Origin of the sequence: Gemmiger formicilis (assembly GCF_024462815.1) — a bacterium.
Lineage (GTDB): Bacteria > Bacillota > Clostridia > Oscillospirales > Ruminococcaceae > Gemmiger.
On record NZ_JANGCG010000002.1, the window covers coordinates 300,833 to 314,855 of the forward strand.

At 60.5% G+C, this 14,023-nt stretch carries 14 protein-coding genes and 1 tRNA gene; all 15 read right to left on the reverse strand.

Annotation, left to right across the window (positions count from 1 at the left end):
* Positions 1-84: 84 nt before the first annotated feature.
* On the reverse strand, positions 85-756 hold the full coding sequence (locus NE623_RS03950; protein ID WP_256271565.1) for a CvpA family protein: 672 nt from the start codon (positions 754-756) through the stop codon (positions 85-87).
* A 65-nt stretch (positions 757-821) separates the two neighbouring features.
* Positions 822-2,165, reverse strand: a complete 1,344-nt coding sequence (locus tag NE623_RS03955; RefSeq protein ID WP_256271564.1) for a DUF5711 family protein — start codon at positions 2,163-2,165, stop codon at positions 822-824.
* 49 nt (positions 2,166-2,214) lie between these two features.
* Positions 2,215-2,973, reverse strand: a complete 759-nt coding sequence (gene truA / locus NE623_RS03960; protein WP_256271563.1) for a tRNA pseudouridine(38-40) synthase TruA — start codon at positions 2,971-2,973, stop codon at positions 2,215-2,217.
* Positions 2,974-2,989: 16 nt separating this feature from the next.
* Positions 2,990-3,808 carry an energy-coupling factor transporter transmembrane component T family protein gene (locus NE623_RS03965; protein WP_256271562.1) on the reverse strand — a complete coding sequence of 273 codons (819 nt, stop codon included), beginning with the start codon at positions 3,806-3,808 and terminating at the stop codon, positions 2,990-2,992.
* A complete protein-coding gene (locus NE623_RS03970; protein ID WP_256271561.1) occupies positions 3,801-4,679 on the reverse strand; it encodes an energy-coupling factor transporter ATPase in 879 nt (292 codons plus the stop codon). The genes NE623_RS03965 and NE623_RS03970 overlap by 8 nt, the downstream gene beginning before the upstream one ends.
* 63 nt (positions 4,680-4,742) lie before the next feature.
* Entirely contained in the window at positions 4,743-5,585 is an 843-nt protein-coding gene (locus NE623_RS03975) for an energy-coupling factor transporter ATPase (RefSeq protein ID WP_370866678.1), read from the reverse strand.
* Positions 5,586-5,588: 3 nt separating this feature from the next.
* The gene (locus NE623_RS03980) at positions 5,589-6,452 is read right to left on the reverse strand and encodes a class I SAM-dependent methyltransferase (RefSeq protein WP_256271560.1); all 864 of its coding nucleotides are present in this window, start codon (positions 6,450-6,452) and stop codon (positions 5,589-5,591) included.
* 20 nt (positions 6,453-6,472) lie between these two features.
* Complete coding sequence (ruvB, locus tag NE623_RS03985) at positions 6,473-7,528, reverse strand: Holliday junction branch migration DNA helicase RuvB (protein WP_256271559.1); 1,056 nt, start codon at positions 7,526-7,528, stop codon at positions 6,473-6,475.
* A 19-nt stretch (positions 7,529-7,547) separates the two neighbouring features.
* Entirely contained in the window at positions 7,548-8,147 is a 600-nt protein-coding gene (gene ruvA / locus NE623_RS03990; protein WP_256271558.1) for a Holliday junction branch migration protein RuvA, read from the reverse strand.
* A 15-nt stretch (positions 8,148-8,162) separates the two neighbouring features.
* Positions 8,163-8,660 (reverse strand): crossover junction endodeoxyribonuclease RuvC, encoded by a 498-nt coding sequence (ruvC, locus tag NE623_RS03995; RefSeq protein ID WP_256271557.1) that lies wholly within the window; start codon positions 8,658-8,660, stop codon positions 8,163-8,165.
* Between the two features lie 250 nt (positions 8,661-8,910).
* The gene (locus tag NE623_RS04000) at positions 8,911-9,432 is read right to left on the reverse strand and encodes a hypothetical protein (RefSeq protein ID WP_256271556.1); all 522 of its coding nucleotides are present in this window, start codon (positions 9,430-9,432) and stop codon (positions 8,911-8,913) included.
* Positions 9,410-9,883, reverse strand: coding sequence for a DUF4430 domain-containing protein (locus NE623_RS04005; protein ID WP_256271555.1), 474 nt, complete (start codon positions 9,881-9,883; stop codon positions 9,410-9,412). The genes NE623_RS04000 and NE623_RS04005 overlap by 23 nt, the downstream gene beginning before the upstream one ends.
* A 100-nt stretch (positions 9,884-9,983) precedes the next feature.
* Entirely contained in the window at positions 9,984-11,867 is a 1,884-nt protein-coding gene (locus NE623_RS04010; RefSeq protein WP_256271554.1) for an ABC transporter ATP-binding protein, read from the reverse strand.
* Positions 11,860-13,644, reverse strand: a complete 1,785-nt coding sequence (locus NE623_RS04015) for an ABC transporter ATP-binding protein (protein ID WP_256271553.1) — start codon at positions 13,642-13,644, stop codon at positions 11,860-11,862. Before NE623_RS04015 ends, NE623_RS04010 begins: the two co-directional genes overlap by 8 nt.
* A gap of 125 nt (positions 13,645-13,769) precedes the next feature.
* A tRNA-Val gene (locus tag NE623_RS04020) sits at positions 13,770-13,845 on the reverse strand.
* Positions 13,846-14,023 lie beyond the last annotated feature (178 nt).

Consider the following 14,023-nt stretch of genomic DNA (forward strand, 5'->3'; position numbering starts at 1 on the left):
CACAAGGGGCGTGCATAGCATACTACTATTATTAAACAAACCCTGCCAAATTGCAAGTTTTGGCGGGGCTTGTTCAGAATTTGTTTAATAATGGACTAAAAACGGGTTGAAAGCACTGAAAAAGCTGTAGCCGATACTGCGCTGCAGGGTGGCGGCGTTCAGCCAGTCAAGCTGGCCGGTGGTGATGCTGGCCACAAACCAGAGGGCCAGTGCCAGCAGCCAGCAGTCCAGTGCGCCGGTCACAAGGCCCAGCGCCAGACCCAGCATCCGGTTGGCTCCGCCCAGCAGCGGAATGGCGTTGACGCCGCGCAGCAGGCGCACCAGCAGTGCAAAGACCCAGCGCACCACAAGGCAGAGCACCACAAACAGCAGCGCCTGCACCAGCGGCAGGAAAAGCGGCTCCAACAGGGCGTTGATTTTTTCCGGCAGCACCTCGCCTGCGGTCAGCAACGCGTTAGCGGCGGCATCGCGCAGGAAGTCGGGCAGAAAATCCAGCGCCTGCACCAGCGCGGCCATATCGCCGCCGGACTGCGCCACGGCCTGGTTGACCTGCTCGGAGACAGCGCCGCTGAAGAAGCGGCTGTAGACCTCCGGCGCAAGCGTGCGGCTGCCCCAGACGGCAATGCCCACGCCCAGCACCGCGCCGACCAGCTCGGTCAGTCCGGCCAGAAAGCCCTTCTGCCAGCTTTTGACGGCGGCAAAGGAGAAAACAACAAGGAAAATCACATCATAGACAAGTGCAGGAGAAAATGACATAGTTGCGTACTTCTTTCTGTATAAGTCAGAGGATGGGAGAGAAACGGCTCCTCTCCCCTGCTGTGTCAGGCGGGGGCGTTCAGCTCCTTCACCCGGCTGCCGGTGAACACCAGTGTCTGCGCGGCGTTGAGGACGGCCAGCGGGCGGGAGGCAAGGTCATTCTGCACCCACTTCTGGACGCCGTCATAGCCGTAGCACTCCACCGCGTCGGGGCAGAGCAGATAGATGTCGGTGTCGGTGGCCGACACGCCGAAGGCCTGCCGCGCCGGAATCTCGGACATGGGGGCCAGCGTTTCGGACAGTGTGACAAGGCTGTTGCCGCCGCGCACGTTCAGTAGCAGCGCGGTCTGGCGGCGGCCCAACGCCACGCTTTGCAGCGTAGCGCCGCCATAGCTGTAGCGGGCGGTCTCGGTGCCGGTACGGGGGTCCAGCAGGGCCACGTAGCTGTCAAACACAGCCATAACGCGGCTCTCGCTCTGCCAGTCCAGTCGCAGCAGCATACTGCCAAGGTCGGCGGTGTAGGACGGGCCCTCCCCGTCGGCATCGGTGTTCATAAAGTAGACAGAGCAGCTCAGCTGCCCATCCCGGGCCGAGAGCATCCCGGCGGCGAAACGGCGGCTGTCGGGGGAAAAGGCCAGCGCAATGGGGGTGCCGTAGGTCTGGGGCATAGCCCAGCTGTACAGCTGCCGCATAGAGGTATCAAATATGCGTACCTGCGCGGCAAACCGGCCGGACTCGGTCACAACAGCCAGAGAATTGTTGTTGGACATGGCGCAGAGCAGGATGCCCTCGTCAAAGGTCTGGGAGTAGAGCGTGCGGGTGCGGCTGCAGACCGTCAGCTCACTGCCCGCACGGTTGTAGACCACAAAATGCGTGCCGCCCACGGCCAGCACCGGCCGTGCATAGGACGGCTGCAGACTGAGGATGCGCGACCCATAGGGCGAGTAGACCAGCACATCCTCGTCCCCCAGCTCCACAAAGCCGCCCGCTAGGGGCTCAATCTGCCGGGGCTCGGTAATGCCGGTGTTGGCGGGCCAGCCGCCGTCCGTGCGGTTGAGGTAGAGCATGGCGCTGTCCACAGCGTCCCCCAGCATGGCCAGTGACGCCGACAGTGCACCGGTCAACACCACAAAGGCAAGGGCCAGCACGGCGGCGGCCACGGCAAAAAATACCCGCCGCTGGTGCTGCCGCTGCTTGTACAGTGGTGTTAGGGACTTCAGCCGGGCGGCGGTCTGCGCGGCCTGCGGGTCTGGGGTCTTGGGCGGCGGCGCGCCGCGGTGCACCGGCTTGGGGGTGCGCAGGCTGATATCCCCGCTGGTGCCGCGGATGCCTGCCTCGGGAGCTTGCCCCTGCTCTCTTGCCAGCATCCGCTGGCGGCGCGCAAGGCGCTCTCGGTCTGCCTTGTTCATGGGGTGGCTCCCTCCTTTCCTGCAAAAATACGGTTACAATCGGGTTGGGTCAAAGGCTGTCCAGCTCCGGGTAGTCCACACGCTCCAAAAACAGCCCCTTGGCTGGCAGCGTCGGCCCGGCCTGACGCCGGTCACGGCTGGCCAGCAGCGCGGGGATGCTGTTGGGCGTGCGCTTGTGCAGCCCGGCCTCCGCCAGCGTGCCCGCCAGAATCCGCACCATATTGTACAGGTAGCCGTCCGCTGTGACCGAAATCACAAATGAATCACCGGATTGTATAACGGTACAATCTGTAATGGTGCGCACGGTGTCGCCATGGGCGGCGGCACTGGAGCCGGAGGCACACAGCGCCGAAAAATCATGCGTGCCTACGAACTGCGCCGCCGCGGCCTGCATGGCGGCCAAATCCAGCGCCGGGCCAATGCGGTGGCAGGTGTCAAAGGTGAAGGGGTCATCCACCCGCGCATTTAAAATGTAGTAGTGGTAGGTCTTGGCGTGGGCAGCATACCGTGCATGGAAGCCGTCCGGCACCGTGCGAACAGCCACCGCACGGATATCGGGCGGCAGGTGTGCGTTGAGCGCCGGGACGAACTTTTCCATCGGTACCTTGCCAGTATAGCAGAAGCTGAGCGCGAAACGCCGCGCATGGACGCCCGCATCAGTGCGGGAGCAGCCCTTTACATCGGGCCGCTGGCCGAACACCGCCTGCATGGCATCCTGCAGCACGGCACAGACCGTCGGCGCATTGGGCTGTACCTGAAACCCGGCGTAGTTTGTGCCCTTATAGGAAATCCAAAGTAAAAAAGTCATAGAGCCTTCAAAATCCTTACACCAGCCCCGGCACAAAGAACCGTGTGCAGGCGATAACCACCAGCGCAACGGTGATGACCACCAGGCAGCGGAAATCCTCGGCGGTGAATTTCAGCTGCTTGAGCCGGGTGCGGCCCTCGCCGCCGTGGTAGCAGCGGCATTCCATCGCCATAGCCAGCTCGTCAGCGCGGCGGAAAGCGGAGATGAACAGCGGAATCAGAATCGGCACCAGCGCCTTGATGCGCTGGGTGAAGGTGCCGCTGTCCAGCATGGCACCGCGGGCCTTCTGGGCGTTCATAATCTTCTCGGTCTCCTCAATCAAAGTGGGGATGAACCGCAGGGCAATCGTCATCATCATGGCCAGCTCGTGCACCGGAAAATGCAGCTTGGCCAGCGGGCGCAGCAGGCTTTCAATCGCATCGGTCAGCACGATGGGGCTGGTGGTGTAGGTCAGAAGGCTTGTGCCCGCAATCAGCGCGCAGACGCGCACCGCCAGCAGGATGGCATACTTGACACCCTCGGCGTAAATGTTCAACACCCAGAAGTGCACCAGCGGCTCCCCCTGCCCGGTGACAAAGAACAGGTTCAGCACCGCTGTAAAAATGACGATGGGCACAATGGGCTTGAGGCTTTTCAGAATCATTTTGCCGGGAATCTGCGCAATTTTGTACAGCGCCGCCAGCAGGGCGATGGACAACGCCAGCCCCAGTGGGTTCGGCGCAACAAACAGCACGATGATATAGGCAATCGTGGCAACCAGTTTCAGCCGCGGGTCACAGCGGTGCAGAATTGAGTGGCCGGGAAAATGCTGGCCTATCGTGATATCCTTAAGCATCTGCCCCACCTCCCTGCTTGGCGGCCAACGCCTTCTGAATCGCCTTGACCGCGTAGGGTATCGTGTAGACGTCGGCGGGAATATCCAGCCCCATCTGGCGCAGCTTTAAGAAAATCTGCGTGACCTGCGGCACCGAAAGCCCCAGCTGCAGCAGATCCTCGGCGCGAGCAAAGACGTTTTCGACTGTGTCATACATGGCGATTCCGGCACGGTGCATCACAAGAACGCGGTTGGCGTACTTGGCAATATCCTCCATCGAGTGGCTGACCAGCAGCACCGTGATGCCGGTCTTTTCGTGGTAGTCCTTTATCTGGCTCAGAATCGTGTCGCGGCCCTCGGGGTCAAGACCCGCGGCGGGCTCGTCCAGCACCAGCACACGGGGGTGCATGGCCATAACGCCTGCAATCGCAACACGGCGCTTCTGCCCGCCGGAAAGCTCAAAGGGGCTTTTCTCCAGCAGCTCATCCGTCAGGCCGACAAAAGCGGCCGCCTCCTTGACGCGGCGTTGCACCTCAGCCTCGTCCAGGCCCATATTGCGCGGGCCGTAGGCGATATCCTTGGCGCAGGTCTCCTCGAACAGCTGATATTCCGGATACTGCATGACCAGCCCGACCAGAAAGCGGAAGCTGCGTAGGTCCGCGCCCTGCTCCCACAGGTCCTTGCCATCCACCAGCACGCGGCCGGAGGTGGGGCGGTTCAGGCCGTTGAAATGGCTGATCAGCGTGGATTTTCCGCTGCCGGTGGAGCCGATGATGCCCACAAAGTCGCCCTCCTCCACGCTGAACGAAATGTTGTCCAGCGCGGTGGTGGCGTCCGGCATACCCGGATTGTAAATGTAGCTCAGATTTTCGACACGAATAATCTCGGACATAGTTATTCCTTTCCCGCCGGATACCGCCCGCACAGGGTGCAGTTCCGGCATAGCTGGGATGTGTTACTGCAGCAGCTTGTACAGCTCCTCGGCGCAGCGCTCGGGCGTAATCACGTTCTCCGGCATGGGGATGCCGACCTTGACCAGCGCATCGCGCAGCTCTGCGGCCTGGGGCACGTCCAGATGGTAGCTGTGCAGCTTTTCCGTCTGGCTGAACACCTGCTCGGGGGTGCCCTCCATCACGATGCGGCCCCGGCTCATAACCAGCACGCGGTCGGCCTGCGCGGCTTCCTCCATATAATGGGTGATGGACACGATGGTGATGCCCGCGGCCCGCAGCTGGTGGATGGTGTTCATCACCTGTGCGCGGCCGTGGGGGTCAAGCATGGCGGTGGACTCGTCCAGCACAAGGCAGTCGGGCCGCATGGCAATGACGCCCGCAATCGCAACGCGCTGCTTCTGCCCGCCGGACAGCTTGTATGGTGCTGCATCGCGCTTTTCATAGATGCCGGCCAGCTTCATGGCCTCGTCAATGCGGGTGCGGATTTCCTCCGGTGGTACGCCCAGATTCTCCGGCGCAAAGGCAACGTCCTCCTCCACGATGGTGGCAACAATCTGGTTGTCGGGGTTCTGGAACACCATACCCACCTTTTGGCGCACATCGTAGAGGTGGTCCTCGTTGCGGGTGTCCATCCCCTCCACCAGCACAGTGCCGGCCTCCGGCAGCAGAATGGCGTTGAAATGCTTGGCAAGTGTGGACTTGCCACAGCCGTTGGCCCCCAGCACGGCTACAAACTCGCCGCGCTTGATGTTCAGGCTGACGCCGTCCACGGCGTACTTCGGCTGTTCGGGGTCATAGCGGAAGCGTACATCCTGCACGCGCAGGATAGGTTCTTGCAAAGACATAGTTTATTTCTCCCAAATCGCGGTTGCGCCGCAGGGCACAACGCCGCCGGTGGCGGAGACCGGCAGACCAATCTCATCACAGTGGGTGCGCCCGCCCTTTACGGGGCAAAGCGTTGTCTTGACGATGTATTCCATGACCGCGGGGCTCAGGCCCTCGGTGTAGGAGTTGATGGCAAAGAACAGCGGGTCATCGCTGAGTACCTGCTCGGTCAGGGTAATCAGGTCGTAGACGTTGTCCTCCAGCTTCCAGATTTCACCGCCCGGGCCGCGGCCGTAGCTGGGCGGGTCCATAATGACGGCGTCATATTTGCTGCCGCGGCGGATTTCACGCTGCACAAACTTAGCGCAGTCGTCCACAATCCAGCGGCAGGGGCGGTCGGCCAGGCCACTGGCCGCGGCGTTCTCCCGCGCCCATGCCACCATGCCCTTGCTGGCATCGACATGGGTGACGGACGCCCCGGCGGCAAGGCAGGCCAGCGTGGCGCCGCCCGTGTAGCCAAAGAGGTTCAGCACCCGGATGGGACGGCCCGCGGCCTTGATTTTCTCCTGATACCAGGCCCAGTTCACAGCCTGCTCCGGGAAAACGCCGGTGTGCTTGAAGCCGGTCGGGCTGACAATCAGGGTAAGGTCATTCCAGTGAATCTGCCATTTCTGGGGCAACTTTTTGTGGTAATTCCACTGGCCGCCGCCCTTGGCAGAACGGTAGTAGACGGCGTCGGCCTTGGCCCACAGCGGGCTGGTCTCGGCGTTTTTCCAGATAACCTGCGGGTCGGGGCGAATCAGCAGGGTGCTGCCCCAGCGCTCCAACCGGTTGTGATTGGTAGCATCCAGCAGCTCATAATCCCGCCATGAATCAGCAGGGCGCATAGACAACTCTCCTTTGTGTGTTAAAACATACTCGTTTGCCCGGCAGCTTCCTCGTCAAAGCGGCGGGGAACGGGCATATGCAGATGCTCATAGGCAAGGCGGGTCACGCAGCGGCCACGGGGCGTGCGGGTCAGCATACCCATCTGCATCAGGTACGGCTCACAGATATCCTCCAGCGTGACGCTCTCCTCGCCCAAAGCGGCGGCCAGCGTTTCAAGGCCGACCGGCCCGCCGTTGTACATCTCAATGATGGCGCGCAGCACACTGCGGTCCATCTCGTCCAGGCCCAGCTCGTCAATGTCCATCCATTTGCGGGCGGCAATGGCGGTCTCGCCGTCAATCGTGCCGTCCCCCTGCACGGTGGCAAAGTCGCGCACACGCTTGAGAAGCCGGTTGGCGATACGCGGCGTACCGCGGGCGCAGCGCGCCAGCTCCAGCGCGCCGTCCTCGGTGATGGGCACGCCCAGAATCCCTGCGCTGCGCGCAATAATGCGGCCAAGCTCCTGCGGGCTGTACAGCTCGAGCTTGAGCAGGATGCCGAAGCGGTCGCGCAGCGGGCCGGTAAGCTGACCGGCGCGGGTGGTAGCGCCCACCAGCGTGAAGCGCGGCAGATTGATGCGGATACTCTGGGCGCTGGGGCCCTTGCCAATCATAATGTCAAGCGCGAAATCCTCCAGCGCGGGGTAGAGCACCTCCTCCACCTGCCGGGACAGGCGGTGAATCTCGTCGATGAAAAGCACATCGCCCTCCTGCAGGTTGGTCAGCAGGGCGGCCAAATCGCCGGGCTTCTCAATGGCGGGGCCGGAGGTAATGCGGATTTGCACGCCCATCTCCTGCGCCACAATACCGGCCAGCGTGGTCTTGCCCAGACCCGGCGGGCCGTAGAGCAGGATGTGATCCATCGGCTCGCCGCGCTGCTGCGCCGCCCGCAGATAGACCCGCAGATTGCCCTTGGCCTTCTCCTGACCGACATAGTCCTCAAGCGTTTTCGGGCGGAGGGTGACCTCCTCGGCGTCAACGGGCAGGGCGTCGGGGCTTACGAGCCGACTGGGGTCAACGGTGAATTCCTGATTCAATTTCTACTCCCCTTCCCTATCAGATGCGCGACAGACTGCGCAGTGCAATGGTGATAATCTCCTGCACGGAGAGCGTTTCGTCCACGCGGGCCACAGCGGCGGCAGCGTCCGAGGCCGCGTAGCCAAGACTGACCAGTGCGGCCACGGCCTGTGCGGGGGCGGAGGTAGGGGCCGGCGCGGCAATATTGCCCGAGAAGCCGGTGTTCGCGGCCAGCCCCTTGCCGACCTTGTCCTTGAGCTCCAGCGTGATGCGCTGGGCCAGCTTTGGGCCGACACCGGCCGCCTTGGTAAAGGCCTTATGGTCGCCGCTGGACGCGGCCAGGGCAATCTTTTCCGGCGTCATAATGGAGAGAATCGCCAGCCCGGCCTTGGGGCCGACACCGGTGACGCCGGTCAGCATCTTGAAGCATTCGCGCTGCTCCTCGGTGGCAAAGCCGTAGAGGGAAACGTCATTCTCGGTCACGTTCATAATCGTGTAGACCGTCCCCTCCTTGCCCACGGGGGGCAGGGCCTCGCCGGTGGTGGCGGGTATCTGCACAAAATAGCCGACCCCGCCGCAGCTGATGACGGCAGAATCCAGCGTTTTCTTGATGATTTTTCCGGTCAGGCAGTAAATCATGGCAGTGTCCTTCTTTTATCGTACAGGTGTTCCCATCAGGCGGCTGCGGCTGCAATGGCAGTGGGCAATGGCCATGCCCAGGGCATCGGCGGTGTCATCCGGCTTGGGGATGGTTTCCAGATGCAGCATCATGCGGGTCATCTCCTGAATCTGCTTCTTCACGGCCTTGCCGTAGCCGGTGATGGCCTGCTTGACCTGCATGGGGGTGTATTCGTAAATCGGCACGCCGCACTGCGCCGCGGCCAGCAGAATGACGCCGCGGGCTTCGGCCACGCCGATGACGGTGGTCTGGTTGTGCTGATAGTACAGTTTTTCGATGGAGAGGGCCTCGGGTTGGTAGCGCTTGCAGATATCCTGCACACCCTCGTAGATTTCCACAAGGCGCTGCTCAAAGGGGGTGTCCTTCTCGGTGATGACCGCCCCATAGCCGATGGGTGCAAAGCGGTTGCCGATATACTCAACCACACCCCAGCCTACAATGGCATAGCCCGGGTCAATACCCAAAACGCGCATAATCCTATACCTCCCCACTATAACTAAAATAGTATAGCACAAAATCGCCCTGGCGTCCACAGGTTGGCAATAAAAAAGCTCCCCCGAAGGAGAGCTTTACAGCGGAATATGGGAGTGGGAGGGTGGTTACCCGGTGACATCATTCACCCCGCCCTACGTATGCCTATAAAACATAACACGGTAGGGGCCGGGCAACCACCCTTCACCGCCTGCGGGCGGAGCTCCCCTGGGAGGGGGGCCATTGGGGGTGTTAATACCCAATCTGCCGCTTGGCGGCCTGCAGCGCCTTGCGCAGGGGCTTGTAGAGCAGCAGCATAATGGCAAAATTGCCCACGCCGTGCATGGCGTCATAGCTCAGCCCGCTGAGCCACCAGCTCAATGCAAAGGCGGGCGTCTTGGCAAACAGGTAGACTGCGGCGCACAGCCCGCCGAAGCAGAGACCGTACAATCCACTGAACACCGCCCAGAACAGCGCGTGGCGCGCTTTGCGGCAGAGCCACGCCAGCAACGCCAGCAGATACCAGATGTACAGGTACATCGCCCACCACAGCCCAAAGCCGTACAAAACGCCCTGCAGCAGGATAAACACCGTGATGGCGGCGGGCGTCTCCCACGGGAGCTCCAGCGCAAACAGGATGATGAGCAGCGTCACCGGCTCGATGTTGGGCAGGCCGCTCATGGCCTGCTTGCTCACAACCAGCAGCGCACCCATCAGCCCGCTGAGCACCAGACTGACAACCCGGCGGTGATTACTTCGTGTAGGTGAAGGCATAGCTGTCGCCATCGTGCAGCTCGATGTCTGCCACGCCCACGGCGGTCATCTCACCGGCGGCGTCGGTCAGGCACCACCAGGAGCCGTCTGCGTCATAGTTGGCCTCCTCGCCGTTGACAACGGTGACAAAGCCTGCGGCGGCTTCCTCGGCGCTGATAACACCAGCCTCGGCCAGCGCATCGCTCAGCTTCTCGCCGTCGGTGGCGTCCAGCGTCAGCTCGGTGCTCTCGCCGTTGGCACCGGTCACGGTGAAGGTAAACTGGATGGCGGTGGCAGAGTCAGCGGCCTCGGCGGTGGAGGTGCTCTCCTCGGAAACGGCCTCGGAGACAACCTCGGAGGCAGCCTCAGAGGAAGCAACGGAGGAAGCAACGGAGGAAGCGGAAGCACCGCAGCCGGCCAGCAGGGCGGCAGACAGTGCCAGAGTCAGAATCAGTGCAGAAATTTTTTTCATGGATAATTTCCCTCTCTAGAATTATAAATACCGCGCTGCCGGAGGGCGGCGCGGTATTCCAGTATACACGGATGCGGCAGAAAATACAAGTGCTTGGGGCTTACTGGCTCAGCTGCTCCTTATGGTATTGCAGGATGTACAGCTGGTAGTACCGCCCATGCTTTGCCAACAGCTCCTGATGGTTGCCCTGCTCCAGAATTTTGCCGTGGGACAGCACAATGATGTTGTCGGCGTGCTGGATGGTGGAAAGCCGGTGCGCGACAATCAGCATCGTACCGACCGAGCGCATCTTTTCCAGCGAGTCTTGAATCAGCAGCTCGGTCTCGGTGTCGATGTTGGCGGTGGCCTCGTCCAGAATCATAACGCTGGGCTTATGGATGATGGTCCGCGCAAAGCTCAAAAGCTGCCGCTGACCGGCCGAGAAGTTATTGCCGCGCTCACGGACCTCCTCGTCCAGACCGTGGTCGAGCTTGTTGATGAAGGAATCCGCGTTCACATAGTGGCAGACCTGCAGGATTTCCTCGTCGGAGATACCCTCCTCGCGCAGGACAATATTGCTGCGGATGGTGCCGGAGAAAAGGAACACATCCTGCAGCATCTGGCCGAAATGGCGGCGCAGCGAGGAAATCTTGATTTTGCGGATGTCGATGCCGTCAATCAGGATTTCGCCCTTCTGGAACTCATAATTGCGGCAGAGCAGCGAGAGAATCGTGCTCTTGCCAGAGCCGGTCGAGCCGACAAAGGCGACAGTCTGCCGCGGATTCACGTGGAAGGATACCCCCTGCAGCACCCACTCGCCGGGAATATAGCTGAACCAGACGTCCCGGAACTCAATCTCGCCGCGGATATTGTCCAGCTCCACGGCATCGGGCGCGTCCACCATTTTCGGCTCAATGTCCATGATGGAGAACACCTTTTCAGACGAGGCCAGCGCCGATTGCAGCCAGTTGAACTGCTCGGCCAGATTCTGGATGGGGGTGAAGAATTTGGAAATGTACATATAAAAGGTGACGATGGTGCCGCCTGTGATGCTCTGCCCCAGAAAGCTCACGCCGTTCAGATGGCCCATGCCGCCCAAGTAAAACAGGCAAAGAATCGAGCAGATGTACAGCATATAGACCAGCGGCCGGAACACGCCGAACACGAAGATTTCCTCAAGGCTTGCGCGGGCCAGACGCTGGCTTCTGGTGCGGAATTCCGCCATTTTCTCGTCCTCGCGGCCGAAAATCTGGGTCACCTTGATGCCGGAGAGATTCTCCGACAGATAGGTGTTGATGTCGGTGGTGGCGTCCTTGACCTTGCGGTAGGCCCGGCGGGAAAATTTGCGGAAAATCACCGTAAAAATCACGATGAACGGCACAAAGCAGAGCACCATCAGCGTCAGCTCATAGTTCAGGCAGAGCATGGCCACCAGAATACCCAAAATGACAAAGGCATTCTTGGCCAGATTGACCAGCAGATTGGTGAACATCATCGAGATGGCGTTGGTGTCATTCGTCACGCGGGTGACGAGCTTGCCCACCGGGATTTCGTTGAGCTGCTCATGGGACAGCGACTCAATGTGGGTGAACAAATCCTCGCGCAGGTCCGAGATAATGCGCTGGCCGACCCGCTGCAGAATGACAGCCTGCAGATAGGTGCTGACCATCGAAAAGACAAGTACCCCCGCATAGACGGCTACGCCCGCAAACAGCTGCGGCAGGGCAAAATCCCCGGCCACAAGCTCCTCCAACGAGCCGACAATCAACGGCGAGATAATGTCATAGGCGATGGAGAATATCATCAAAAACAGGACCAGAACAAATTTGGACAGATAAGGCCTGGCATATCCGGCCAGACGGCGCAGAATCTCGCCGTCCCCCATCGTGCGCTCAAAGCCCATGGTTTCCTTTTTGTCCTTGACAAGGGCGTAGGCCAGCACCAGCAGCGCGGTGACTGTGCCAATGACGGCCCCGACCAGCAGAAGCGGATTCACGTCAGCCATTGCCGTCCTCTCCTTCCTCGTCCTCCAGCCGCTGCAAATCCACCATGCGGCGGTATTCCGCGCAGCTGCGATACAATTCATCGTGCGGGCCGACGGCCTCTACCCTGCCGTCCTCCAAAAAGACAATTTTGTCCAGCTGCTCCACCGTGGAAATGCGGTGGGCAATCAGCAGGGTGGTCTTGCCCGCACGGCTTGCCTTCAGGTTGTCCAGAATGATGCGCTCGGTGCGGGTGTCAACGGCGGAGACGGAATCATCCAGAATCAGGATGGGGGCGTTTTTCAGCAGGGCGCGCGCAATCGAGATGCGCTGCTTCTGCCCGCCGGAGACGGTCACACCGCGCTCACCGAGGACGGTCTCGTAGCCGTCCTTGAAATCCACGATGTTGTCCCGCACATCCGCAAGGGCGGCGGCGCGGTCAATGTCCTCCTGCGTGGCATCATCCACGCCGAAGCTGATGTTGTGGGCGATGGTGTCCGAGAACAGGAAGTTGTCCTGCGGCACATAGGCGCAGGCGTTGCGCACCGAGTGGATGGACACGGTGTTCACGTCCTGCCCATCCACAAACAGCGTGCCGTCCGGCACGTTGTAGGTGCGCAGCAGCAAATCCACCAGCGCAGTCTTGCCCGCGCCGGTCTTGCCCACAAGGCCCACGCTCTCGCCGGGAGCGATGGTGAAGGAGATGTCCTTCAGCACATCGTACTCGCCGTCCGGGTAGCGGAAGCTCAGATGGCGGAACTCAATGCCGCCGCGGAGGTTCTGCAAATCGGCCACGCCGTCGCGGTCTGCCACGTCAATGGGGGCGTCCAGCAGCTCGGTGATGCGGTTCAGCGAGGCCTTGCCGCGGGCGGTCTTTTCAATCAGCATAGAGATGGCCATGATGGGCCAGACGATGGCCTCAAAGTAGCCGATGTACTCCACCAGCTGACCCGCGTTGAACTGCCCGCGGTAGACCAGCCAGCCGCCATAGCCCAGAATGACGCAGATGACGGACTCAACAAACAGGGTGACGAGCACCTCCAGCAGGGTGGCAATTTTTGTATAGATTACGTTGATTTCTTCGTTTTCCTTGTTTAATTTGCGGAAGGCGGTCAGCTCCTTGAGCTCCTTCACAAACGCCTTGATGACCGCAATGCCGGAGAAATTCTCCTGCGCAAAGTCCGAAAGGTCAGAGAACGCCTGCTGGCGCTCCTCCCACCGCTTGGTCATGGCCTGGCTCATCACGGTGCCGATGGCAAACATAATGGCCGCCGGAATCAGGGCCAGCAGGGTGAGCTTGTAGTCCATCTGCCACATCTTGGCCAGCGCCATAATGCCCAGTACGGCGGCATCAAAGAACATAAGGATGCCGTCACCGAAGCACTCCTGAATCGTGTCCAGATCGTTGGTGTACAGGCTCATCAGGTTGCCGACCTTGTTGACCTGATAGTATTGCTGGGAAAGCTGGCGGCTGTGGTCAAACATCCGTTCCCGCAAATCGGCCGTGACCTTGATGGCCGAGCCGAAAAAGCAGATGCGCCACAGAAAGCGCCCGATGACCATAAGCACCACAATGTAAATCATCGGCAGGCAGATGTGCTGCATGAGCACTTCCTTGGTGAAGGGCAGCGTCTGGCCGTCTACGGCCACCTGCCCCAGATTCACGCCGTTGATGACAAGGCGGTACAGCTCCGGGATAAGGAGCTGGATGTAGTCTACCGTCAGCAGCGAAAGGATGCCCAGCAGCAGGACCGGTGCGTGCCTGAGGTAGTAGCGGTTGATGTATCTGCCGAAAATCACGGCGGTTCTCCCTCCTTTTCTTTACGTCCTGAATCAGTATACCGTACTATAGAAAGCACGTCAATACGATGCCCTTTTACGGGTGTGCGACAAAAAAAGACCACATTCTGAACGAATGTGGTCTTTGGTGCGCGGTACAGGACTCGAACCTGTGACCTCCTGCACGTCAAGCAGATGCTCTACCAGCTGAGCTAACCGCGCATATTGCACCGCCTCATTGGCGACGCGTATTAGTATAGCAGATTGAAAAACAAATTGCAAGCCCTTTTTACAAAAAAATTGCATTTTTTGCAAAAGAAAAAACCACATTCCTGCGAATGTGGTTTTGGTGCGCGGTACAGGACTCGAACCTGTGACCTCCTGCACGTCAAGCAGATGC

Bases quoted from the DNA above. Each gene is read 5' to 3' on its own strand.
- NE623_RS03980 (WP_256271560.1), bottom strand. From the start codon at position 6,452: ATGCGCCCTGCTGATTCATGGCGGGATTATGAGCTGCTGGATGCTACC.
- NE623_RS03975 (WP_370866678.1), bottom strand. From the start codon at position 5,585: ATGTCTTTGCAAGAACCTATCCTGCGCGTGCAGGATGTACGCTTCCGC.
- ruvA (WP_256271558.1), bottom strand. From the start codon at position 8,147: ATGATTTACTGCCTGACCGGAAAAATCATCAAGAAAACGCTGGATTCT.
- NE623_RS04010 (WP_256271554.1), bottom strand. From the start codon at position 11,867: ATGGCTGACGTGAATCCGCTTCTGCTGGTCGGGGCCGTCATTGGCACA.
- NE623_RS03950 (WP_256271565.1), bottom strand. From the start codon at position 756: ATGTCATTTTCTCCTGCACTTGTCTATGATGTGATTTTCCTTGTTGTT.
- NE623_RS03955 (WP_256271564.1), bottom strand. From the start codon at position 2,165: ATGAACAAGGCAGACCGAGAGCGCCTTGCGCGCCGCCAGCGGATGCTG.
- NE623_RS03970 (WP_256271561.1), bottom strand. From the start codon at position 4,679: ATGTCCGAGATTATTCGTGTCGAAAATCTGAGCTACATTTACAATCCG.
- truA (WP_256271563.1), bottom strand. From the start codon at position 2,973: ATGACTTTTTTACTTTGGATTTCCTATAAGGGCACAAACTACGCCGGG.
- NE623_RS04000 (WP_256271556.1), bottom strand. From the start codon at position 9,432: ATGCCTTCACCTACACGAAGTAATCACCGCCGGGTTGTCAGTCTGGTG.
- NE623_RS04005 (WP_256271555.1), bottom strand. From the start codon at position 9,883: ATGAAAAAAATTTCTGCACTGATTCTGACTCTGGCACTGTCTGCCGCC.
- NE623_RS03965 (WP_256271562.1), bottom strand. From the start codon at position 3,808: ATGCTTAAGGATATCACGATAGGCCAGCATTTTCCCGGCCACTCAATT.
- ruvC (WP_256271557.1), bottom strand. From the start codon at position 8,660: ATGCGCGTTTTGGGTATTGACCCGGGCTATGCCATTGTAGGCTGGGGT.